Origin of the sequence: Mesorhizobium sp. M0571 (assembly GCF_040320985.1) — a bacterium.
GTDB lineage: Bacteria > Pseudomonadota > Alphaproteobacteria > Rhizobiales > Rhizobiaceae > Mesorhizobium.
In genome coordinates, this window is sequence record NZ_JAMYQT010000002.1 from 121,757 (window position 1) to 144,056 (window position 22,300).

Here is a 22,300-nt window from a genome sequence, read left to right on the forward strand (position 1 = left end):
TTTCCCAGACGCTGATCTATGCGCTTTCGGGTTCGGATTCAAACAGAACTGCGACAGAGTTCATGAATGAGTGGCAGATGTCACGCACTTTCGGCACAGCAGCCCGCTACCAATCGGCGCAGTTCCGCCCTGCCTATGGCTTTAAGATGGCGCTCGGGTCAATCTTCCGTGACGCGCGGGGTCAAAAGGCCGAGTTCCTCGAGGTCGATGTCGGTCAGCGGATCCTCGTCGTCGGTGAGCGCATCGGGGTCGGCCGGCGGCAGCGGCACCGAGAAATTCGACGGCATGCGGCCGGACAGCAGCCCGGCACCCTTCAATTCCTCCATGCCGGGGAGATCGCGGATCTCCTCCAGCGCGAAATGGTCGAGGAAAATGTCGGTCGTGCCGTAGGTGACGGGACGGCCGGGCGTGCGGCGCCGGCCGCGCATCCTCACCCATTCCGTCTCCATCAGCGTGTCGAGCGTCCCCTTTGATGTCTCGACGCCGCGGATGTCCTCGATCTCGGCGCGCGTCACCGGCTGGTGGTAGGCGATGATCGCCAGCACTTCGAGGGCGGCGCGGGAAAGCTTCCGCTGCTGCACCGTGTCGCGGCTCATCAGGAAGGCGAGGTCGCCGGCGGTGCGGAAGGCCCAGGCATCACCGACGCGCACCAGGTTGACGCCGCGCCGCGCATAGATCTGCTGCAGTTCGGCCATTGCCGCGGCAATGTTGATGCCGTCAGGCAGCCGCGCCGCGAGCTGTTTTTCGCTGACTGGCTCGGCGCTGGCGAATACGATCGCTTCGGCCATCCGCACGGCCTCCGCCATATGCAGCCGCTCGCCGGGATTCTGCGACAAATTCTGCCCCTGGTTTTGTGCCGGGTTTTCGGCGACCATGCCTTGCTCGGCGTCGTCGTCGACCTTGAACGGAATGACCGAAGCGTTGGCGCGTTCGCTCATGGTGTCACCTCGACTATCTTGATGGCTTGGGCGCGGCCGCGCAGATAAAGCGGCGCGAACACCTGGTCCTGCCGCATCTCCATCTTGCCTTCGCGCACCAGTTCCAGCGTTGCGGCGAACGAGCTGGCAACTGCGGTGCGCCGCTCTTCCGGGCCGGCCAGATATTCGACCAGGAAACTGTCGAGCGCCGTCCAGTCGCGCAACGACCCGATCAGCCTGATCAGCACGTCGCGCGCATCCTTGAGCGACCACACGCCGCGCCTGGCGATCGTCACATTGGTGACCGCCTGCTTCTGGCGCTGCTGGGCATAGGCGGTCAACAGGTCATAGAGCGAGGCCGAATAGGCATTGCGCTTCTCGACGATAACCATCTCCGGCATGCCGCGCGCAAACACGTCGCGTCCGAGCCGGTTGCGGTTGACCAACCGTGCAGCTGCGTCGCGCATCGCCTCCAGCCGCTTCAGCCGGAACTGCAGCACCGCCGCCAGTTCCTCGCCGCTTTCGCCTTCGTCGCCGGGCTGCTTGGGGATCAGAAGCTTCGATTTGAGGAAGGCCAGCCATGCCGCCATCACCAGGTAGTCGGCGGCAAGCTCCAGCCTCAGTGCCCTCACCTTCTCGACGAAGACCAGATATTGCTCGGCCAGCGCCAGGATCGAGATGCGCGACAGGTCGACCTTCTGATTGCGGGCAAGATGCAGCAGAAGATCGAGCGGACCTTCGAAACCGGCCACATCGACGACCAGGGCGGGATCGCCGGTCAGCCGAGAATCGTCGTTCTCGGCCCACAGGCGGTCCATCGGTGCGGCCTTGCCGGCCTTCAGGTCCAATGTCTCCGCCACTTCGCTTCCTTTGATGCTAGGCCACCGCGTCGAAATAACTGGCAAATTCGGCCCGAATCTCGGTCTCGTCCGCTACGTCACGGTTCCTGATATAGGTCAGCGCCCGCTCCGCGCGCTCAAACGACTTGCGTTCAAGCCCGGTCGTGCGCGACGCAATGCCGGCCATCTCCTCGAACACGCCGTTGCAGTGAAGGACCAGATCGCAGCCCGCCGCAAGGATCGCGGCCGCCTTTGACGGGAAATCCCCAGAAAGTGCCTTCATCGAGGTGTCGTCGCTCATCAACAGACCGTCGAAGCCGATTTCGCCGCGGATGATCTTTTCGATGACCTTGCCGGATGTGGTGGCCGGGTTCTTCGGATCGATCGCGCTGTAGACGACATGCGCCGTCATCGCCATCGGCAAATGGTTGAGCTCCCTGAACGGGGCAAAATCATGCCGCTGCAGGTCGCCGATCGAGGCGTCGACGGTCGGCAGTTCGAAATGCGTGTCGGCGAAGGCTCTTCCATGACCGGGAATATGCTTCATCACCGGCAGCACGCCGCCTGCCATCAGGCCTTCCGCCGCGGCGCGGCCCAATTCGATGACGGCGCGCGGCTCCTTGCCATAGGCGCGCGCGCCGATCACGTCGCTGGCGCCTTCGATCGGGACGTCGAGCACTGGCAGGCAATCCGCGGTGATGCCGTAGCGCAGCAGGTCGAAAGCGTGCAGCCGCGCCATCAGCCAGGCGGCACGGGTGCCGGCGTCATGATCGTCGCGCCACAAGGCACCGAGTGCGCCGGCAGCCGGATAGTTCGGCGCCAGCGGCGGCCGCAGGCGCTGCACCCGACCGCCCTCCTGGTCGATGAATACCGGCGCGTCCGCACGCCCGACGCAGTCGCGCATAGCGGCGACCAGATCGCGGATCTGCTCGGTCTCGCCGATATTGCGCGCAAACAGGATGAAGCCCCACGGGCATTCATTGCGATAGAAACGGATCTCGTCGCGGGTCAGTGATTTCCCGGCGCAGCCCAGGATCATGGATTTTGATTCGGTCATGCGGAACAGTTTAGAGCTTCGCGTGGACAAAGGGAATCGCCCGCAATTGTCTCCAGGAATTTCCGTTCACGCAAAAAAAGCCGGCGCGGGCGCCGGCCTTTTCGAGGGGCTTTGAGCCGCTAGTGAGACACGAAGCAATTACCGCCGGCAGCCTTGTAGCCGGTGCACAGTTTGATGGCCTCGTTGCGAGACTGCGCCGGAACGCGGACACGGTAGAAGGTGCCCTTGCCGGCAATTTCGGCCTTGACGATGTTAGCGGTGCGGCCGGAAAGCACGCTGCCGTAGCGGCGCTGCAGATCCTGGTAAGTCGCCTGGGCGCTTTCGACTGTCGGCTGCGAAGCGATCTGTATCGACCACGAACCACCGCCGGCCGCGGCCGGATCGATGGAAGCAACCTGATCGGGCTTGACCTCGCCGACCACATCGACCGGCTGGTCGGACGGACGCTGCGGCGCCACGGGGACCGTGGCCGGGGTGTTGGCGGACTGCTTGCTGGCTGACGGCTGGGCCTTGGCTTCAGCCTTTGTGTCGGGCTGGGGCGCCGGCTGCAGCTTGGTGGTTTCGGCCTGGTCGCCACTCGCCTGGTCGCCACTCTTCGGATCACTTGTCATTTGGTCGATCAGGGGCACGGCGCCGGTCTGCGCCGCGTCGTCGGCCTGGGTCGACGGAGCTACGTGCTGCGGCGCCGGATCGGCCGGCTCGGCAGCAGCCATCTGCGGGGCGGCAGGCGCCGGATCCTCGCGCGCCACCAGCGAGCCGTCAGGTTTCACCACCATCGTCCGTACCTTGCGTGGCGCAACGGCGACGATCTCGGGGTTAGCACCCTTGTCGGCCTCCTGCAGAACCTGCGCAATGCGATCCTCGGACTTGGGCGCCGGTGCGGCGGCAGTTACGGTATCGCCAGACGGGTTGGTGCCAGACGCGTTGGTGTCAGACGCCCGGGTGCCGGGCGCGTCGATACTATCAGCGGCATCAGCGGCATCGGGGTCATTGGGCGAAAGATCGACGACGCGGCTCTCCGGCTCGTTGGCCTTCAGATCCACAGGCTCTTCGGTGTTGGTGACCAGCTTCTGCTGAACGGGCTCGGCGGGCTTGGTGCCCTTGACTACAGCGTCATAGACCTTGTTGTCCTGGTTCGGCACGACGGTGCCGCCTGGATTTTCCGGTTTGACCTTGATCGGCGTATTATCGGCCTTGACGATAACCGGCGCGTCGCTGCCGCCCTTGCCGCCGAAGGTCAGTGCAAAAGCGCCAAGGCCGCCGGCGATCGCCACCGCGCCAACTACCGCTCCTATCAGCAGCCCGCGCCTGCGCGGCTGCTTTTCGGCCTCCCGCTCGGCGAGACCCGGAACCGACATCGCCTCGTCCAGCTCGGGATCGTAGTCGAGCTCGTCAAAGGTGAAGTCGTTGGCTTGCGAAACCGGCTGGCCACCGGGCAATGTGCCCAGATCGAAATCGTCCGCTGCATCGGCATAGGAAGCGGCTGCCGCGCTGACAGGAGCTTCCACAGGCTTGGCGCCATAGGCGCGCGTCTCGCCACGATCTTGCTTATAGCCAGACCCGAAGCCGGCATCGTATTCATCATCATAGCCAGCACTGCGCACCGGGGCAGGCGCTATGTCCGTGGCATTCATTTCGGTGAGAAGGCTGGCAAAGTCGGCGTCAAGATCGTCGTAGGCGGGCGCCATTGGCTCGTCATCGTCGAAGTTGAGCTCCGGAATGTCGAGATCGTCCGCCAGCGCCACGACGCGCTCGGGCACGTCGACCGTCTCGACATCGGGCATCTCGTCATAGGCGGAAGGCTGTTGATGCGAGGTTGGTGCAGCTTCTGTGTAGGCCGGCCGATCTTCATAGGATGGCCCATCTTCATAGGACGGCCCATCTTCATAGAACGGCTTGTCTTCACGGGATGCCCGGCCTTCATAGGACGGCCTCTCTTCGACCGGCGCGGCCCGATAGGACGGCGTTGCAGCTGGCTGCTGCGGTGCAGGACGCGCCGAAGCCACCGGCTGGTTTGCAAAAGCGGGCTGAGGCTGTGCGACCGGCGTCACGCGGCTCCACGAGCGGGCCGGCTCGGCCGGTGTGGCGCGTGCCGTCAGCCAGTTCAGCGCATCTAGCGGATCTTCTTCGGAAGCAGCTGCCGCACTCTTGTCGGCCGAGTCATGATCCAGGCCGATATTCCTGGCGAAGTCGGCATCGAGCGCATCGTTGTCTAAATCATCCGTAGGTCCGGCGGCGGCGTCAACACCGAAATCCTCGCCTTCAAGCTCATCGAGGAGAACAGCACCAAGATCGGCGTCATCGGCGGCACTGGACTGCTGCGGCTCAGCGGGCTTGTGCTCATCGAGTTCCCAATCCAGCTCGCCGACAGGATGCACCGGTTCGTTGGTGACTTCTTCAGCCGCCGCGATTGGCTGTTCAGCAGCCACTGCTGGCTGCTGAATTGCAGGCGCCATGGGCTGCTGAGCAGCTGTCACAGGCTTCTGGGTCATCGGAGGTTCGTTGGCCGCTTGTGCCGGCCGTGTGCTCATCGCACCCAGCAGCGCGTTCAGCTCGTCTTCCAGACTGCGTTCCTCAGCAACTGGGGCCGTCGGGACGACAGCGGCGGCCGGCGCCACTGGTTCGGCCGCAACGACCTGCGCCACGGGCTCTTCGACGTCCTCGGCAAGCGCATCGTCGAAGCTCAGATCGAAATCGTCGTCGAACGCCGCTTCAGCGGCCGTGCCGGAAAGCTCAACGGCCTCTGGTTCTTCGATCGACAGCTCTTCGATAAATTCTGGTTCTTCGATTTCGCCAGGCTCGTTCGGGCGAACGTCGAAGTCCATGTCGACATCGGCCACGGCATCATCGACATGGCCGGCAAAATTCTCATCGTCCGAAACCGCCTCAACCGGCGATGCGACGTTTTCCGCCGGCTCATGCTCGTCGAACATCAACTCGTCTTCGAGCGAGCTTGCAACGGCATCGTCGAACTCGTCATTGAACGCAGGCTCGGCGGCTTGCGCTGCGGTTTCACCGGCGACGGCCTGCTCCATCGGCTCATGCTCTTCGAGCATCAGCTCGTCTTCGAGCGAGCTTGCCACGGCGTTGTCGAACTCATTGTCGAAGGCGGGCTCGTCGACCCGCGCGTACGCCTCGGCTGCGGCCCTGGGTTCGACATCGCTCGTCGCCCCGATCTTGCCCGTCACATCGTCGTCGAGCCGAAAATCCTGGTCGAGAGAGGCGGCAAGTTCGTCGCCCGTCGACAAGTCGTCCTCGAACGGCGACACGTCTTCGAGCGAGCCGGCGACGGCATTATCGAACTCGTCGTCGAACTCCGGCTCGACAGCGGGAGCGAACGCCCCGGTGCGGGCGGAGGCAATTTCCTCGGCAGCAACAGGAGCGGCCGCAACAGGAGCAGCATTGTCCGCCGCACTGTCCTCGAACGCGAAATCCTGCTCGAATGAGGCGGCAAGCGCGTCATCCATCTCGTCGGCGGCCGTTTCGGGTGCCGGTTCGCGAAGCTCGGCAGGCGCAGCATTGTCATTGGCGTCGGTGCCGAACTCGCCCATCAACTCCTTCTCGAGATCGATGTCGAAATCGCCCTCACCCGCCGACGGCTCGGCGGCAGCGGTTTTCGACTGGGCCGGGGTTTGCGGTTTGACCGGCTGGCGCGGGTCGAACCCCATGATCCTGGTCAGTTCCGCGAACGGATCATCGTTGGCGATGTCGTTGTGGTCGGCTGCTCTCAGCTGGGTTCTGTCTGCCATTATTGTTCCCGAACTCGCACTCATTCGGACGCCATGGACGTCGCGTAGGGTTGGCCCTTACCAGCGCAATGTGGGCAAAAGGTGACAGGTTTTTTAGTCAAACCTAACGCATTTCGGTGGGCGCATTGGCTCCGATCAGCGTCAGGCCGGACGTCAAAACGTCCGAAACAGCCTGCACCAGCCCTAGTCTGGCATGCGTCAATTGTCGGTCGTTAACCTTAACAAAACGTAAGTCGGGATTATCGGTGCCCCGGTTCCAGTGTCCGTGGAAGCTGGAAGCTAGTTCGTAGAGGTAAAATGCCAGCCGGTGGGGCTCGAGCGCGAGCGCCGCGGCTTCGATCAGTCGCGGATATTCGGCAAGCTTTCTGATCAGGCCGATCTCTCCCTCGTCGGTCAGCAAAGCCACTTCGGCGGCCAGCTGGTTGCGGTCGAAATTGGCCTCGCCCAACTGCTCGCTCGCCTGCCGGAACACCGAATGGCAGCGTGCCGAGGCATACTGCACGTAAAACACCGGATTGTCCTTCGACTGCTCGGTCACCTTGGCGAAGTCGAAGTCGAGCGGCGCGTCGTTCTTGCGGTAGAGCATCATGAAGCGGATCGGGTCGCGGCCGACCTCCTCGACCACTTCGCGCAAGGTCACGAACTCGCCCGACCGCTTCGACATGCGCACCGGCTCGCCGGCGCGAAAAAGCCTCACCAGCTGGCAAAGCAGCACGGTAAGCTTGACCTCGTCGCCGGCAATTGCCCGGGCAAGCGCCTCCAGCCGCTTCACGTAGCCGCCATGATCGGCGCCAAGCACATAGATCAGTTCGACAAAGCCGCGATCGACTTTGTCCTTGAGGTAAGCGACGTCGGCGGCGAAATAGGTGAAGGTGCCGTCCGACTTGACCAGCGCCCGGTCCATGTCGTCGCCGACCGCGGTCGAGCGGAACAGCGTCTGCTCGCGGTCCTCCCAGTCGTCCGGCTTCTCGCCCTTGGGCGGCGGCAGCTTCCCCTTGTAGATGTGGCCCTTCAGCGTCAGGTCGCTGATCGCCGAGCGTATCTTGCGGGCGTTGTTCGCATGCAGCGTACGCTCGGAGAAGAAGACGTCGTGATGCACGTTGAGCAGCGCCAGATCCTCGCGGATCATCGCCATCATCGCATCGATCGTCCTGTCCTTGACGATGGCAAGCGCCTCCTCGTCCGGCATCTGCAGCAGGGCACGGCCGAATTCGCCGGCCAGCGCCTGGCCGACCGGGACGAGATAGTCGCCTGGATAAAGCCCGGCCGGAATGTCGCCGATTTCCTCGCCGAGCGCCTCGCGGTAGCGCAGCATGACTGAGCGGCCGAGCACGTCGATCTGCGAACCGGCATCGTTGATGACATATTCCTTGGTGACGTCGTAACCGGCGAAGGCCATCAGATTGGCGAGCGCGTCACCGACCACAGCACCCCGGCAATGGCCGACATGCATCGGCCCGGTCGGGTTGGCCGAGACATATTCGACATTGGTTTTCTTGCCGCTGCCGACCGTCGAGCGGCCGTAATTGCGGCCTTCGCCGAGCAGCGCCGTCAAATGCGCCTGCCAGAAGTCGTCCTTGAGCCTGAGATTGACGAAGCCCGGGCCGGCGATCTCGGCGGCCGCGATATCCTTGTCGGCGCGCAGCGCCTCGGCCAGCCTTTCGGCCAGCGCGCGCGGATTCTGGCCGGTCGGCTTGGCCAACACCATCGCAGCGTTGGTCGCCAGGTCGCCATGGCTGGCATCGCGCGGCGGCTCGACGGCGATGCGCGACAGGTCCGGCGGCACGCCATTCTTGTCTTTCAAATCAAGCGCTTCGACGGCCTTTATGATTCGCGCGTTGAAATCGGCGAAGATGTTCATTGCTATGGCTCTGACGGTTTTGCAGGGATCCGGCTCGTTGGCCGGCAAAATCGAGCCCGCCCTAGCTCAAATCCGGCGTATGGTCAAACAAACGCCTGTGCTCCTTGAGCGCATAAGTGTCCGTCATGCCGGCCAGGAAATCGGCGACGCTGCGTGCCTTGACGCGGTCCTCCGCCCGGTCGAGCCCTTCGCGCCAGCCATCCGGCATGGCGCGCGGATCGGCGAAATAGGCGTCGAACAGGTCCCTGACGATCTGGTCGGCCTCGGTGCGCACCCGCATGACCTCGGCATGCCGGTAGAGATGCTTGTAGAGAAAGGCCTTCAGTTCCTTTTCCGATACGGCCGTCTCGGCGGAGAAGGTCACCATTGTCTCGCCTGCCGCCCTCACCGCTTCGGCGCTGTCAGGCTTGATGCGCGCCAGATTGGCCGTCGTCGAGACGATTACGTCCTCGACCATGATGGTGATCTGCCGGCGCATCAGCTCGTGGCCGGTGCGTACGTCATCGAGCGCCGGATAGCGCTCACGCACGCCCTTGAGGATCGACCCTGGCAGCGAGACATCCTCTAGCATATCCAGCGTCAGCAGCCCTGCCCTCAGGCCATCGTCGATGTCGTGGGTGTTGTAGGCGATGTCGTCGGCAATCGCCGCGCACTGCGCCTCGATACCGGCGAAGCGGTCGAGCTCGAGATCGTGCAGTTCGGAATAATCGCGGATCGCCTGCGGCACTGGCCCCTTCAGCCCCTTGCCCTTGGCATCGGTCAGCGGGCCATTGTGCTTGACCAGGCCTTCCAGCGTTTCCCAGGTGAGGTTCAGGCCGTCAAATTCGGCATAGCGCCGCTCCAGCCGCGTCACCACGCGCAGCGACTGCGCATTGTGGTCGAAGCCGTCCCAGGCGGCCATCTTCTCATTCAGCGCGTCCTCGCCAGTATGGCCAAAGGGCGTATGGCCGAAATCGTGCACCAGCGCCACCGCCTCGGCCAGATCCTCGTCGCCGCGCAGCGCCCGCGCCAGGGCGCGTGCAATCTGCGCCACCTCGATCGAATGCGTCAGCCTTGTGCGGTAATGGTCGCCTTCATGCGCAACGAACACTTGCGTCTTGTGCTTCAGCCGGCGGAACGCCGTCGAATGGATGATGCGGTCGCGGTCGCGCTGGAACGGCGTGCGCGTCGGGCTTTCCACCTCGTCGAACAGCCGCCCGCGCGACTTCGCCGGGTCGCTGGCATAGGCCGCGCGCGGCCGATAGCCAAATCCGATGTCGCCCAACTCGTTGGTCATAGCGTATGCCGCAGTTGACTTGCCCCGTCGCGCTTCATACCTATCATACGAAACCGAAAGCAAGGTGACGCCCATGGGCGCTGATGCCAAGACCGCTATGAAAGTCGAGATGACCGACGCCGCCGCCAGGCGCATCGCCAAGATTGTGGCGAACGAGGCCGGCAAGACGGCGTTGCGCGTTTCGGTCGAGGGCGGCGGCTGTTCCGGCTTTTCCTACAAGTTCGACCTGGTCGACAAGCGCAATGATGACGATGTCGCCATCGAGAAGGACGGCGCCACCGTGCTGATCGACGACCTGTCGCTGGTCTATATGGGCGGCTCGGTGATTGATTTCGTCGACGATCTGATGGGCCAGTCGTTCCAGATCAGAAACCCAAATGCGGTCGCCTCCTGCGGCTGCGGCACCAGCTTCAGTATATGAACGTATGAAACCGCTTCTCGAGGGCCGTGAGGATCCTGTGACGGTCCTTGTCGCTCGCGAGATAGAAGCAATTTCCGACGCCGATATTGTTGCTTGGGCCAGCCGCCATGCGCCGTCGCCGAGCTATGCCGACGACATCGACTACGTGCAGCTCGTGCGATGCAACCCGAGGAACGTTACAAGCCTTGGAAAAGCCCCGCGATCAATTGAAGTCGCTCGTTGTGCGGCGATTTCCTGATTTCGACGACAGGTCCGCAGAAGCGAGCGACATCGCGCGCAAGGTTTTCCTGCGGCGTATCAGCACTTATCTGCAAGGAGAGTTGGACCCGTTTGATATCTGCCGGATGGTCTTCCCCATTGAGCAGAAATACGACTTCCCGGTTTGGCTTGGCGGCGTCTTTGATGCCTGTGATTGGATGCACGAGAGTACGACGCGCGAGCAGTCAACGCATTTGCGGGAGGCGATAGAGCAGATACTCGCCGAAAATGCCGAGTGCCAACCTTTCGGGAGTAAGTGAATGCGCCGCGTTGGCGCGGTCCGTCAGGTCGCGCTTTCCGCCGGGCGCGACCTCGATGCAACGCTGGCGTTCTGGCGCGACGTGCTCGGCATGAGCCTGCATGTGCGTTTCGATCCGCCGGGCATCGCCTTCATCATGGCAGGTGACGTGCGCCTGCTTTTCACTGACGGCCTGCCGGCCGGCACCGTCTATCTCGACATATCGGGCCTCGAAGAGTTCCACGCTTCGGCAAGAGCCGCCGGTGTCCCCTTCACCGCGCCGCCGGCGCTCGTCCATCGCGACACCGAAGGCCTGTTCGGCCAGGCAGGGGAAAGCGAATGGATGGCCTTCCTAAAGGACCCGGCAGGCAATACGATCGGCCTTGTCGAACGTCACCCGCCAGATCGCTAGTCTCCGGACCACCAGCCTATCGAGGCCGTCATGAAAATCGTCACCTGGAACATCAATGGCGTTCGCGCCCGCATCGGCAATTTGACCCATTGGCTGACGGAAAGCGCGCCCGACATCGCCTGCCTGCAGGAGATCAAGACGGTCGACGAGCAGTTTCCCCGCGCCGAGATCGAGGCGCTCGGCTACAATGTCGAGACTTATGGCCAAAAAGGCTTCAACGGCGTCGCCATCCTGTCGAAGCTGCGCTTCGACGAGGTCAACCGTGGCCTGTCGGGCGACGATGCCGACGAGCAGGCGCGTTTCATCGAGGGCGTGTTCTCGACCGATAAGGGCGTCTTGCGCGTTGCCTCGCTCTATCTGCCAAACGGCAACCCGATCGATGACGAGAAGAAGTTCTCCTACAAGCTTTTCTGGATGGCACGGCTGGAGCGCTGGGCCGAGGAGCGGCTTGCGCTGGAAGAGCCGCTGGTTCTGGCCGGCGACTACAATGTCATCCCCGAGCCGGTCGACGCGAAATATCCGGAAAACTGGCTAAACGACGCGCTGTTCCAGCCCGAGACGCGACGCGCGTTTCGCCGGCTGAAGAATCTCGGCTTCACCGAAGCCGTGCGCGCGGTTACGGATGCGCCGGACACGTTTACGTTCTGGGACTATCAGGCCGGTGCCTGGCAGAAGAACAACGGCATCCGCATCGACCACCTGCTGTTGTCACCCGAAGCCGCCAATTGGTTTTCCTCGGCTTCGATCGAAAAGCAAGTGCGCGCCTGGGAAAAACCTTCCGACCACGTGCCGGTGGCGGTGGATCTCGACCTGCAGCCGGCCTGATCCGTCGGTGCCGGCACCGAACCCTCATATCGCCACAAATCGCGCGTCTGATGGGACGTCATCATGGCGGCAGGGGTTCCCATGACCATTCGAACGGCTCTTTGTCCGATTGCTCTGGCGTTTGCCATGGCAGCAACAGTGCAGGCTTTTGCCGATGAGGAATGCCTTGCCAACGGCAAATCGTTCCAGATCGGCCAAATGGCCTGCCTGACGCTTGCCGGACAAAGCCATCTCGCCCGCTGCGAGATGGTGCTCAACAACACATCCTGGACAAAGCAGCGGGACGGCTGCCCGGAGAACACGCTGGCCCCGCATCTGCAGGGCACGCCGATCTCAACACCAGCGCCCGGCGGCGTGCCGGCGGAACCGACCGAGAATTGATTTAAATCGACAATCCCGCCGGCCTACTAGTCGCCGCCACCCTTGGTGAGGATGTCGTCGGCCAGCGAGATCGCGGTACGGCGGTCGGCTTCGCCGGCGGCGGCAAACGCTTCTTCCTGCATGCCGCGGATCCATGGCTGGTCGGCGGGTGAGGCCCGTTCGAGCGCCGCGGTCATCATCGCCAGCCCCCGCACGATCTTGCCGCTTTGGAAAAGCAGGTTGCCGAGCGTCGCCTGTGCCCCCGCATGGCCCTTTTCGGCCGCCAGCTGGAACCAGCGGCCGGCCTGCTTGACGCTTGCCTTGACGCCGCCCTCGCCCTTGAGGAACATCTGGCCCATCTCGAATTGGGCGTTCGGGTTGCGGTAGTTGGCGGCGGCACGCATGTAATATTCCTGGGCCGCCACCTCGTTCTCCTCGACGGGGCTGCCGGGAATGCCCTTCCTCAGATAGTCGCCAAGCGCCACCAGCGCGTCCGAAACATAGCTTTCCTCGGGCGAACCGGGCTCGACGTCCTGGTCGACGATCTCGCTGAAGAACTTGAATGCCGCGTAGTCGTCTCGCGCCACGCCATCGCCTTCGGCATACATGCGCGCAAGCTTCCAGGTGGCACCGATCTGGCCGTTCTCGGCGGCATATTTATAGGCTTCCGCGGCCTGCTCCTTATGGCCGTTCTTGTAGGCGGAAAAGCCGAACTGGAATACCGCCCACGGGCTCGACTGCGGCTTCACGCCGGTCTTGTCGTCGAATACCTTGTCGTCGAAGGCCATGGCCTGGCCGACGGCGCCCAAGGTCGCGCCAAAAGTGGCGAGCGCAACCAGTGCCGAAAGGACAGACGACCTCAACAACTCAGATGTCCGCATAGCAGTGTGTTTCTTTGGCACCGCCGGGATGGGTGACCGCGCCATCGCGGGCAGATCCGACCGTCTGTGCGTATTTCCAGATCGCGCCCGACTGATAGTCGGTCGTGCGCGCCTTCCATGCCTTTGCCCTCGCCGCCAGTTCGGCCTTGGACAACGCAACCTCGATCGTGCCATTCACCGCGTCGATCGAAATCAAGTCGCCGTCCTTCAGCAGCCCGATCGGGCCGCCCACGGCCGCTTCCGGCCCGACATGGCCGATGCAGAAACCGCGCGTCGCGCCCGAAAAACGCCCGTCGGTGATGAGCGCCACCTTGCCGCCCATGCCTTGGCCATAAAGAGCCGCCGTCGTCGACAGCATTTCGCGCATGCCTGGGCCGCCGCGCGGGCCCTCATAGCGGATGACGAGAACCTCGCCTTCCCTATAGTTACGGTGCGTAACAGCCTCGAAACATTCCTCTTCCGAATCGAAGCAGCGTGCCGGACCCGAGAATTTGAGCTCCGCCATACCGGCGACCTTCACGATCGCGCCTTCGGGGGCAAGGTTACCCTTCAAGCCCACGACCCCGCCGGTCTGGGTGATCGGCCTATTGGCGGGACGGACCACATCCTGGCTGTCATTCCAGGAAACATGTTCCATATTTTCGGCCAAAGTGCGGCCGGTCACCGTCAGGCAATCGCCATGAAGATAGCCGTGGTCGAGCAGCGTCTTCATCAGCAACGGAATGCCGCCGGCCTCGAACATGTCCTTGGCGACGTATTTGCCGCCCGGCTTGAGGTCGGCGATGTAGGGCGTCTTCTCAAATATCTTGGCCACGTCGAAAAGGTCGAACTTTATCCCGGCCTCGTGCGCGATCGCCGGCAAATGCAGCGCCGCGTTGGTCGAGCCGCCAGTGGCCGAGACCACGGTCGCGGCATTTTCCAACGCTTTCATAGTAACGATATCGCGCGGGCGGATGTTCCTTGCGATCAGCTCCATGATCTTTTCGCCGGAAGCGAAATTGAAGCGGTCGCGCATCTCGTAAGGTGCCGGCGCGCCGCAGGAATAGGGCAGCGCCAGGCCAATCGCCTCGGCCACGGTGGCCATGGTGTTGGCGGTGAACTGGGCACCGCAGGAGCCGGCCGACGGACAGGCGACTTGTTCGATTTCAAGGAGCTCAGCGTCGCTGATCGTGCCGACCGAATGCTGACCGACGGCCTCGAACACGTCCTGCACGGTGATCTGCCGGCCACGGTAGCTGCCGGGCAGGATCGAGCCGCCGTAGATGAAGATCGACGGCACGTTGAGGCGCACCATGGCCATCATCATGCCGGGCAGCGACTTGTCGCAGCCGGCCAGTCCGACCAGCGCATCGTAGCAATGGCCGCGCATCGTAAGCTCGACCGAATCGGCGATGACCTCGCGCGATACCAGCGACGACTTCATCCCCTGATGGCCCATGGCGATGCCGTCGGTGACGGTGATGGTGCAGAATTCGCGCGGCGTGCCACTGGCGGCGGCCACGCCCTTCTTGACCACTTGCGCCTGGCGCATCAGCGAGATGTTGCAGGGTGCGGCCTCATTCCAACAACTTGCGACGCCGACCAGCGGCTGCGCGATCTCGGCCGCCGACAGCCCCATCGCATAGAGGTAGGAGCGGTGTGGCGCCCGCTCAGGACCAACGGTCACGTGGCGGCTTGGCAGCTTGGCCTTGGAGATCGCTCTGGCGTCCATACTCGTCCTTGCCGCGGGCGGTGCGGCCTGCCTCTTCGCCTAGCCTGTTGGCGCGTGTCCCGAGACAAGTTCGAGGTGCGCCGGGTTTATGGCGGGAAATGGGCAATGTTCCCGGGCGGCTCGGCGACGCGAGGGTTGTTCAGAAACTGTTGCCAAAACGTCACAATTACAGGAGTAAGCATTATGCGGAGCAGTTGTTGCGCCGGCCGGGTGCCGGACGGAGCGCCAAGCAAAACGGCCGGGCAATGCCCGGCCGTTTTGTCGTTTAAAAATTTGTAGTTAGAACTTGATCTTGACGGAAGCCGAACCGGCGAGAAGCAGGTCGTTGCCGTAGGTATAGGTGATGGCATTTGCCACGTCGCCGACACCACTGAAACTCGATGACCCGCTCGTCAGCACACCGATCGAGCCGCCGAGCCTGACCTCGACCTTGTCGTTCGGCGAATAGGAGACGCCGCTGGCCACGGCCCAGGTATCCGACTGATAGCCGGAGGTCGTCGAGGTGCCGCGATCCCAGGTCAGCGAAACCACGCCTGACAATCGGTCGGTGAACTTGTGGCCGATACCGCCCGTGACCGTCCAGCCGTCGCGATAAAGCAGGTCGAAGGAAACGGGCGAGGGAGCACCGGTCACCGGACTGCGTACGCCATTGATGGCAATGACGCCAAGCTTGCTCCACTCCTGCCAGCGGATGGAACCAAAGGCCAGCCAGCCAGGAGCTATACCGCTCTGCAGCTTGAATTCCAGAGCTTGAGGTATCTCAGCCGACGCGGAGACAGGGTACACCCCGGTAGAGCCAGGAATCAGATCCGCCGGAAAGGCGCCCCTGAAGCCGGTCGTGTCGACGGTTCCCGACAGCCCGTCATATTTGTAGCTCGAAGAGTACATCAGGCTGGCGCGCAGGGCGATTTCGGGGATTTCATAGGCGGCACCCGCACGCCAACCCCATGCTTCGTCGGAAAGTTTGAATTTTCCGAGGCCGGTATTGCCGAAGGCCAGCAATGTCTGGCGGGACAGAAACGCGTCGACCTGCTGATAGGAGACACCGCCGATGAACCGCACGGCACCCTTGCCGACGTTTAGCTTGTACGAGCAGGTGAGGCCGAAATCGTCTGTGTCGACGGAGTATTTGACCGCTGTCGGCGAATAGGCGTTGTTCATGCCGAAATTTGCATCCGCGCCATACGGTCTCGTATAGGTGGCAAGGCAGTCCACGGGCTCAAAGATATTGGCCTTGATGCCGATATGCGGCACTGCGTAATCACCGCCGACGTCGATTTTGGACGTCGACAGCCCCGAGCCGTCCAGACGCTGCACATTTTTGAGGGTGCGTTGAGGCGAAACATAGGTGACGCCCGCATCGAACGAATATGGCGCCGCATCAAACAGCTGGTCGATATTGACACCGCCCCGGTCAAAGCCTCCGGATTGCGCCGTCCCAACCAAAGCCAGCGAAAAGGCCCCTGCACCCAGCAGCGCTTTCAGACGCGAATAACACATGAATCTCCTCCCCGAATATCGTTGCATCAAGCTAGAACCAATTCAGGTTAACCGCGCAACAACGAATTCGCCGTGCGTACATGTACACCCTGGCCGAACGCATTTCCGACAAGGTGTCGGCCTTCCCGACAAGGCGGGAAAATGGCCGGCTCAATACAAATCAATGAGAAAAATCGGGAAAATCGCCTAAAACACCGCAAAACAGAGCGGTTTGCGGGCCTAGTCAGCCATTGTTACATTATGGCAACAATGGGGCAAAAACATTCAGTTTGCCTCAAGATTTACGCTGCGGAATGCCTGTTTTCGTGGCAGGAAGCCTGTCTGGAAAGCAGATTCATGACCGGCAAATCTGTTCGGTCAGCCGGCCCAAATCTGTTCGGTCAGCCGGCCCAATCTGTTCGGTCAACCGGCCCAATCTGTTCGGTCAACTGGCATCGCGCACCCGCGTCAATGCCACCGAAAGCTTCTCTTGCGCCTCGCGATATTCGGCGAGTTTTTCGCGCTCGGCCTCCACCACCTCTTCCGGCGCGTTGGCGACGAATTTCTCGTTGGACAGCTTCTTGTAAAGCCGCGCAATTTCCTCGGTCACCTTGGCAAGTTCCTTCTGCAGGCGCGCTGCCTCGGCGGTAAGGTCGATCAGGCTGCCGAGCGGCAGGCAGATGGTCGCCTCGTTGACGACGATCTGGGCGGATCCCCTGGGTGGCACCTCGGCGAGCGAGATGTCGCCGACCCGCGCCAGACGCTTGATAGCGGAGCTCTGACGCTCGAACCTTTCGCGTGTCGTTTCGTTGGCGCCAATCACCACAAGCGGCGCGATAGCCGCCGGCGGCACGTTCATTTCCGAACGCACCGAGCGGATGCCGGAGACGAGATCGACCAGCCAGTTGATATCGGCGGCGGCCTCCTCGTCCTCGAAGTCGGGCGACGGCCATGCCGCATGACAAAGCAGCGACGGCCGCTGCCCGCCCTCGCCGGCGGTTTCGGCCCAAAGTTCCTCGGTCATGAACGGCATCATCGGATGCAGCAGCTTGTAGATCTCATCGAGCACGAAGGCGACGCAGGCCCTGCTCTCGGCCTTGGCGGCCTCGTCGGTGCCCATGAACACCGGCTTCAGCAGTTCCAGGTACCAGTCGCAGAACTGGTTCCAGACGAACCGGTAGGCGGCACCCGCCGCCTCATTGAAGCGGTATGAGGTGATGCCGTCCGTTATATCCCGCGCGGCTCGCGTCAGCTCGGTCAGGATCCAGCGGTTGACCGCCAGCTTGGCGTCCTGCAGCCAGAAATCGTCGTTGCGCGCCACTTCGTTCATCTCGGCGAAGCGCGTCGCGTTCCACAGCTTGGTGCCGAAATTGCGATAACCGGCAATGCGGGCCGGATCGAGCTTAACGTCGCGCCCTTGAGCTGCCATCACCGTCAAGGTGAAGCGCAGCGCATCGGCGCCATATTCGTCGATGAGCTCGAGCGGGTCGATGACGTTGCCTTTCGACTTCGACATCTTCTGCCCGGTCTTGTCGCGAACCAGCGCGTGGACATAGACCGTATGGAACGGCTCCTGGTCCATGAAATGCAGGCCCATCATCATCATTCGGGCGACCCAGAAGAAGATGATGTCGAAACCGGTCACCAGCACGTCGGTCGGGTAATAGGTCTTCAGCTCCGGCGTCTGGTCCGGCCAGCCAAGCGTCGAGAACGGCCACAGCGCCGACGAGAACCATGTGTCGAGCACGTCCTCGTCGCGGGTCAGGATCTCGCCAGGCTTGAAATTCTCGAGCTTGTCCTCGACCCAGGCCTTCCATGGCCCTTCCAGCGCCAAATAATATTCGACGGCGGCACCGAGTGCTTCTTCCTCGGTCTTTTCGACAAAGACATGCCCGTCCGGCCCGTACCAGGCCGGGATCTGGTGGCCCCACCAGAGCTGGCGCGAAATGCACCAGGGCTGGATGTTCTCCATCCAGTCGAAATAGGTCTTTTCCCAGTTTTTCGGCACGAAATTAGTACGGCTTTCGCGCACCGAGGCGATCGCCGGCTTGGCCAGTTCCGCCGCATTGACATACCATTGGTCGGTCAAAAACGGCTCGATCGGCACGCCGCCGCGGTCGCCATGCGGCACCGCGTGGCGATGCGGCTCGACCTTTTCGAGAAAGCCGCCCGCCTCCATCAGCTCGACGATCTTCTTGCGCGCATCGAAACGGTCCAGGCCGTCGAGGCTGTCCCAGACGGCCTGGCGCTCCGGCGTCACCTCCAGCCCGGCGAGAAAATCCTCATTGTCCTTGAGGCTCACCGCCGCATTGACAGTGAGGATGTTGACCGCCGGCAGCCTGTGGCGCTTGCCGACCTCGAAGTCGTTGAAGTCATGCGCCGGCGTGATCTTGACCGCACCGCTGCCTTTTTCGGGATCGGAATACTCGTCCGCCACCACCGGGATCCTGCGGCCGACGATCGGCAGGATGAGGTTCTTGCCGACAAGATGCCGGAAACGCTCGTCGTCGGGATGGACGGCGACCGCCGTATCGCCCAGCATCGTCTCCGGGCGGGTCGTCGCAACGGTGATGAAGGTCTTCGGATTCTCCGGATCGAACGTCTTGCCTTCGACCGGATAGCGGAAGTGCCAGAGGTTGCCGTTTACCTCCTGCTGCTCGACCTCGAGATCCGAGATGGCGGTCAACAGTTTCGGGTCCCAGTTCACAAGGCGCTTGTCCTTGTAGATCAGCCCTTCCTTGTAGAGCGTGACAAACACTTCGAGCACGGCCTTGGACAGGCCTTCGTCCATGGTGAAGCGCTCCCGGCTCCAGTCGGCCGAGGCTCCGAGCCGCTTTAGCTGGTTGAGGATCGCGCCGCCGGACTCGGCCTTCCACTCCCACACCTTGTCGATGAACTGCTCGCGCGTCAGGTCGCGGCGGTGGATCTGCTTTTCCATCAGCTGGCGCTCGACCACCATCTGCGTGGCGATGCCGGCATGGTCCATGCCCGGCTGCCACAAGACGTTCTTGCCGCGCATGCGCTCGAAGCGCACCAGAATGTCCTGCAGCGTGTTGTTGAGCGCATGGCCCATATGCAGCGAGCCGGTGACGTTCGGCGGCGGGATGACGATGGTGAAGGCTTCAGCCCCCTCTTCGGCGCCGGCACCGGCCCGAAACGCGTCGGCCTCTTCCCAGATCCTGGCAATCTTCGGCTCGACGGCTTTTGCGTCGTAGGTCTTTTCGAGCATGGGAAAACGGTCCGCGCTGTCCGGAATTTGTGGTCCGGTGTAAATCGGAAGGTGGTTGCCAAGTCAACCGCAAGGGCGGCGGGTTTGTTCCACTCTACGCACCACACGAGTTTGTCCGTTTCGCGGGAGACACCGTGTCCGGATTCGACACGGCTTCCCCAAGCCGGGCAGTCGGCCCAGTCCGAACAGCGACATGGCTACGCGGTGGCGATAAGCTTGAAACGGATGAGCTTGAAATGGTCAACCAAGCCGCGCTGAAACGCCTTAGCGCTCGCGAGAGCTCCGGATAGTCCTTGATAACTTCTGCGGCTCGGAGTCGATAGTGCTACTGCGCGCCGCGCGCGACGCGCTCGATTTCCTCGCGCACCAGCCGCTCGACGAGCGTCGGCAAATTGTTGTCCAGCCAGTCCTGCAGCATGGGCCTCAGCATCTCCTCGGCCATCTCGTCGAAGGTCTTCTTGCTGCGGCTGGCAAACGCGTCTGAAAGCTCACCGAAAGCGGCGGCAACCTGCCGGCCCGTATGCTCCGAAAGGATCGCCGGACGTGCGGGCGGCGCCTCGCTTGCCGCCGAACGCGCCAATCCGCTTTGCGAAGGCTCCGGCACAGGTTCGGGGGTCGCCTCATCCTCGAAAATCTCGGCTTTCGGCTCGGCGTCCGGTGTCCGGGGTGCCGCGGTCTGGTCCGGCTTAGCCATCGCGTCGCCGACTGCGGCGATCTCGCGCCGCCAATCGGCAATGATGGTGTCGGTCGTCTCGGCAATCTTGGCCGTCGCAGGCCGATCCGGCTTTGCGGGCGGTTCGGCGGTGGCGTTCACCTCAGCCCGCGTGACCGGTGCTCTCGCCGGACCGGGACGCACCGGCGTTTCCGTGCGCGCAGTGACGGGCGCGACCGATGGCTGCGCCGGCACCTCGGCCCGCGTGGCCGGCTTGGCGATCTCCAGTCCGCCACGCAGTTCGGAGCGAAACGCATCCCCCTCCGGTGCCCGCCCGGCTGCTGGCGCCGGTTGCAGATCCTGGCGCAGCTCGTCCGCGTCGCCCGGCTGCTTGCGGCCGGTATCGCTGTCTTCGATGATCCTTCTGATGGAAGCCAGTATCTCTTCCATGGAAGGTTCGCGCTGTACGCTGCTTGCCGTCGCCATCGTCACATTCGCCGCCCTTGTGACTCGTTCCCAGATTTCCTGTCCGGCAAATGCCGGATTCGAATCATGGCGACAGCGTAACCGACGGAACGCCTTGCGAGAATCCCCAATCTGGCGACATCTCGGATTTCAACAGATTAGGGTCGGGAGTTGAAGCCCGCGCGTTGTTCGAGCGCGGGCTAAAAACACGGCTTGGCGATCAGCGGCCGTCCGGCGTGCGCAGGCCGATCCACTTGTCCTTGACGGCATTGTAATGCTCTTCGGGCCTGTATTTCGTCACGTTGAGCGCAAGGCGGCCTGCCGACAAATGGCCAACCGCCGAAAGGATGGCATAGCTTGCCACCACGACGTCGCGTTCGGCGCTGGCAAGATTGATCTTGGCGGTGATGACGGTTGCCTGCGCGTTGAGAACGTCGAGCGTGGTGCGCTGGCCAACATTGCGCTCCTCGATGACGCCGTTCAAGGCAAGCTGCGCGGCAGCGACCACCTGCCGGTTGGCCGTGACGCTTTGCTGCGCGGCGGTATATTGCGTCCATGCCGATGTCACGGCCTGGCGCACCTGGTCGCGACTGACATCGACCTCGATCCGCGCCTGGCTGAGCGATTCCTTCGACTGGCGAACCAATGCCGAGGTCCGGCCGCCGGAATAGATCGGCACGGTCAGCGTCGCGCCGATGCTTGCCGAATTGGTTGTGCCATCCTGCGTCGAGCCGAGCGAGCCGGGCGCGGTGTAGCGTAAGGCGCTCGAAACACCGGCCGACGCGGAGAGCTGAGGCAGCAGCGCGCCTTCGGCCGATTTCACCGAAAACCCCGCCGCGTCGACCAGGTGCTCGGTGGCAAGGATGGCCGGATGCTCGGCCGATGCAATGGCGATCGCTGCATCGAGGCTCCTCGGCAACAGCTTCGACAACGGCGAAGCCGCCCTGAGCTTGCCCGGCTCGTCGCCAACGATCTGGCGATACGTCGCGGCACTTGCCAGCGCTGTCGCGCGGGCGGCGCTCAACTGCGCCACTGCGGAGGCGCGCGAGGCATCGGCTTGCGCGACGTCGGTGCGCGTACCTTCGCCGACCTCGAAGCGCGAGCGCGCCGCACGCGCCTGCTCGGTCAGGAATTGCAGGTTCTGTTCGGTCAGAACCGCGATCTGGCGGTCGCGGATCACGTCCATATACGCACTTGCCGCGTTGAAAAGAGTGTTCTCTTCGGCGTTACGCAGGCTTTCGACAGACGCGCGGACCCGCGATTCGGCGGCCGCGACGTTGTTCCTGGTCTGAAAGCCGTCGAACAGCGTCTGGTCGATCTCGACGCCGAAATTGCCGGTGGTCAACGAGATGTTTTGGTGCAACCGGTTGCTATGGCTGGCGGAATAATCGATGCTCGCCGAACCGGTGATGGTCGGGCGCCAGCCGGACTTGGCGATCGCTACGCCCTCGTCGGTGACGCGGACGCCGGCGCGCGAAGAATTAAGCGAGGAATTGTTTTGATAGGCCTTTGAAAGTGCCCCGAGAATGGTTTCGGCCGAGGCGGCCAGTGGAGAAAGCGCGGTCGCCGAAACGAGGACAGCGGTAAAAAGCAACTTGCGTACAGACGGCACGTTATATTCCCTCATTCGTTTGGCACGGGAACTACGCCACGCTGGCTTCTCCTTCTGA

The 22,300-nt window shown here is 62.8% G+C and carries 17 protein-coding genes; 5 read left to right on the forward strand and 12 right to left on the reverse strand.

The annotated features are described in order from the left end of the window. Positions 1-158: 158 nt before the first annotated feature. The 6 genes from scpB to NKI85_RS03105 all read right to left on the reverse strand — a co-directional run bounded on the left by scpB (position 159) and on the right by NKI85_RS03105 (position 9,699). A complete protein-coding gene (gene scpB / locus NKI85_RS03080) occupies positions 159-938 on the reverse strand; it encodes an SMC-Scp complex subunit ScpB (protein WP_352526041.1) in 780 nt (259 codons plus the stop codon). Beyond that, positions 935-1,735 (reverse strand): segregation and condensation protein A, encoded by an 801-nt coding sequence (locus tag NKI85_RS03085; protein ID WP_352526216.1) that lies wholly within the window; start codon positions 1,733-1,735, stop codon positions 935-937. Before NKI85_RS03085 ends, scpB begins: the two co-directional genes overlap by 4 nt. Positions 1,736-1,793: 58 nt before the next feature. Continuing rightward, positions 1,794-2,813 (reverse strand): beta-N-acetylhexosaminidase, encoded by a 1,020-nt coding sequence (gene nagZ / locus NKI85_RS03090; RefSeq protein ID WP_352775869.1) that lies wholly within the window; start codon positions 2,811-2,813, stop codon positions 1,794-1,796. Positions 2,814-2,932: 119 nt separating this feature from the next. Next, a complete protein-coding gene (locus tag NKI85_RS03095; protein WP_352775872.1) occupies positions 2,933-6,562 on the reverse strand; it encodes an SPOR domain-containing protein in 3,630 nt (1,209 codons plus the stop codon). A 103-nt stretch (positions 6,563-6,665) separates the two neighbouring features. Next, on the reverse strand, positions 6,666-8,423 hold the full coding sequence (gene argS / locus NKI85_RS03100; protein WP_352775875.1) for an arginine--tRNA ligase: 1,758 nt from the start codon (positions 8,421-8,423) through the stop codon (positions 6,666-6,668). A 61-nt stretch (positions 8,424-8,484) separates the two neighbouring features. Next, positions 8,485-9,699: a deoxyguanosinetriphosphate triphosphohydrolase gene (locus tag NKI85_RS03105; RefSeq protein ID WP_352775877.1), complete on the reverse strand. Its 1,215-nt coding sequence runs from the start codon at positions 9,697-9,699 to the stop codon at positions 8,485-8,487. Between the two features lie 73 nt (positions 9,700-9,772). On the opposite strand from NKI85_RS03105, the gene erpA reads away from it, so the two are divergent. The 5 genes from erpA to NKI85_RS03130 all read left to right on the forward strand — a co-directional run bounded on the left by erpA (position 9,773) and on the right by NKI85_RS03130 (position 12,234). Beyond that, positions 9,773-10,120 (forward strand): iron-sulfur cluster insertion protein ErpA, encoded by a 348-nt coding sequence (gene erpA, locus NKI85_RS03110; protein WP_352526048.1) that lies wholly within the window; start codon positions 9,773-9,775, stop codon positions 10,118-10,120. Between the two features lie 185 nt (positions 10,121-10,305). Then, positions 10,306-10,638 (forward strand): hypothetical protein, encoded by a 333-nt coding sequence (locus tag NKI85_RS03115; protein ID WP_352526050.1) that lies wholly within the window; start codon positions 10,306-10,308, stop codon positions 10,636-10,638. Continuing rightward, complete coding sequence (locus NKI85_RS03120) at positions 10,639-11,028, forward strand: VOC family protein (RefSeq protein WP_352526052.1); 390 nt, start codon at positions 10,639-10,641, stop codon at positions 11,026-11,028. A gap of 30 nt (positions 11,029-11,058) precedes the next feature. Then, complete coding sequence (gene xth / locus NKI85_RS03125) at positions 11,059-11,853, forward strand: exodeoxyribonuclease III (RefSeq protein WP_352775882.1); 795 nt, start codon at positions 11,059-11,061, stop codon at positions 11,851-11,853. Between the two features lie 63 nt (positions 11,854-11,916). Next, positions 11,917-12,234 (forward strand): hypothetical protein, encoded by a 318-nt coding sequence (locus tag NKI85_RS03130; protein WP_352526055.1) that lies wholly within the window; start codon positions 11,917-11,919, stop codon positions 12,232-12,234. Positions 12,235-12,260: 26 nt separating this feature from the next. Here NKI85_RS03130 and NKI85_RS03135 read toward each other — a convergent pair whose 3' ends face one another. The 6 genes from NKI85_RS03135 to NKI85_RS03160 all read right to left on the reverse strand — a co-directional run bounded on the left by NKI85_RS03135 (position 12,261) and on the right by NKI85_RS03160 (position 22,242). Next, positions 12,261-13,094: a tetratricopeptide repeat protein gene (locus NKI85_RS03135; protein ID WP_352526056.1), complete on the reverse strand. Its 834-nt coding sequence runs from the start codon at positions 13,092-13,094 to the stop codon at positions 12,261-12,263. Further along, complete coding sequence (ilvD, locus tag NKI85_RS03140; protein WP_352526057.1) at positions 13,081-14,805, reverse strand: dihydroxy-acid dehydratase; 1,725 nt, start codon at positions 14,803-14,805, stop codon at positions 13,081-13,083. Before ilvD ends, NKI85_RS03135 begins: the two co-directional genes overlap by 14 nt. A 279-nt stretch (positions 14,806-15,084) precedes the next feature. Next, complete coding sequence (locus tag NKI85_RS03145; protein ID WP_352775886.1) at positions 15,085-16,305, reverse strand: OmpP1/FadL family transporter; 1,221 nt, start codon at positions 16,303-16,305, stop codon at positions 15,085-15,087. A 424-nt stretch (positions 16,306-16,729) separates the two neighbouring features. After that, a complete protein-coding gene (locus NKI85_RS03150) occupies positions 16,730-19,513 on the reverse strand; it encodes a valine--tRNA ligase (RefSeq protein ID WP_352775889.1) in 2,784 nt (927 codons plus the stop codon). 325 nt (positions 19,514-19,838) lie between these two features. Next, a complete protein-coding gene (locus NKI85_RS03155; protein ID WP_352775892.1) occupies positions 19,839-20,651 on the reverse strand; it encodes a PopZ family protein in 813 nt (270 codons plus the stop codon). 199 nt (positions 20,652-20,850) lie between these two features. Then, complete coding sequence (locus NKI85_RS03160) at positions 20,851-22,242, reverse strand: TolC family outer membrane protein (RefSeq protein WP_352775894.1); 1,392 nt, start codon at positions 22,240-22,242, stop codon at positions 20,851-20,853. Between the last annotated feature and the right edge of the window lie 58 nt (positions 22,243-22,300).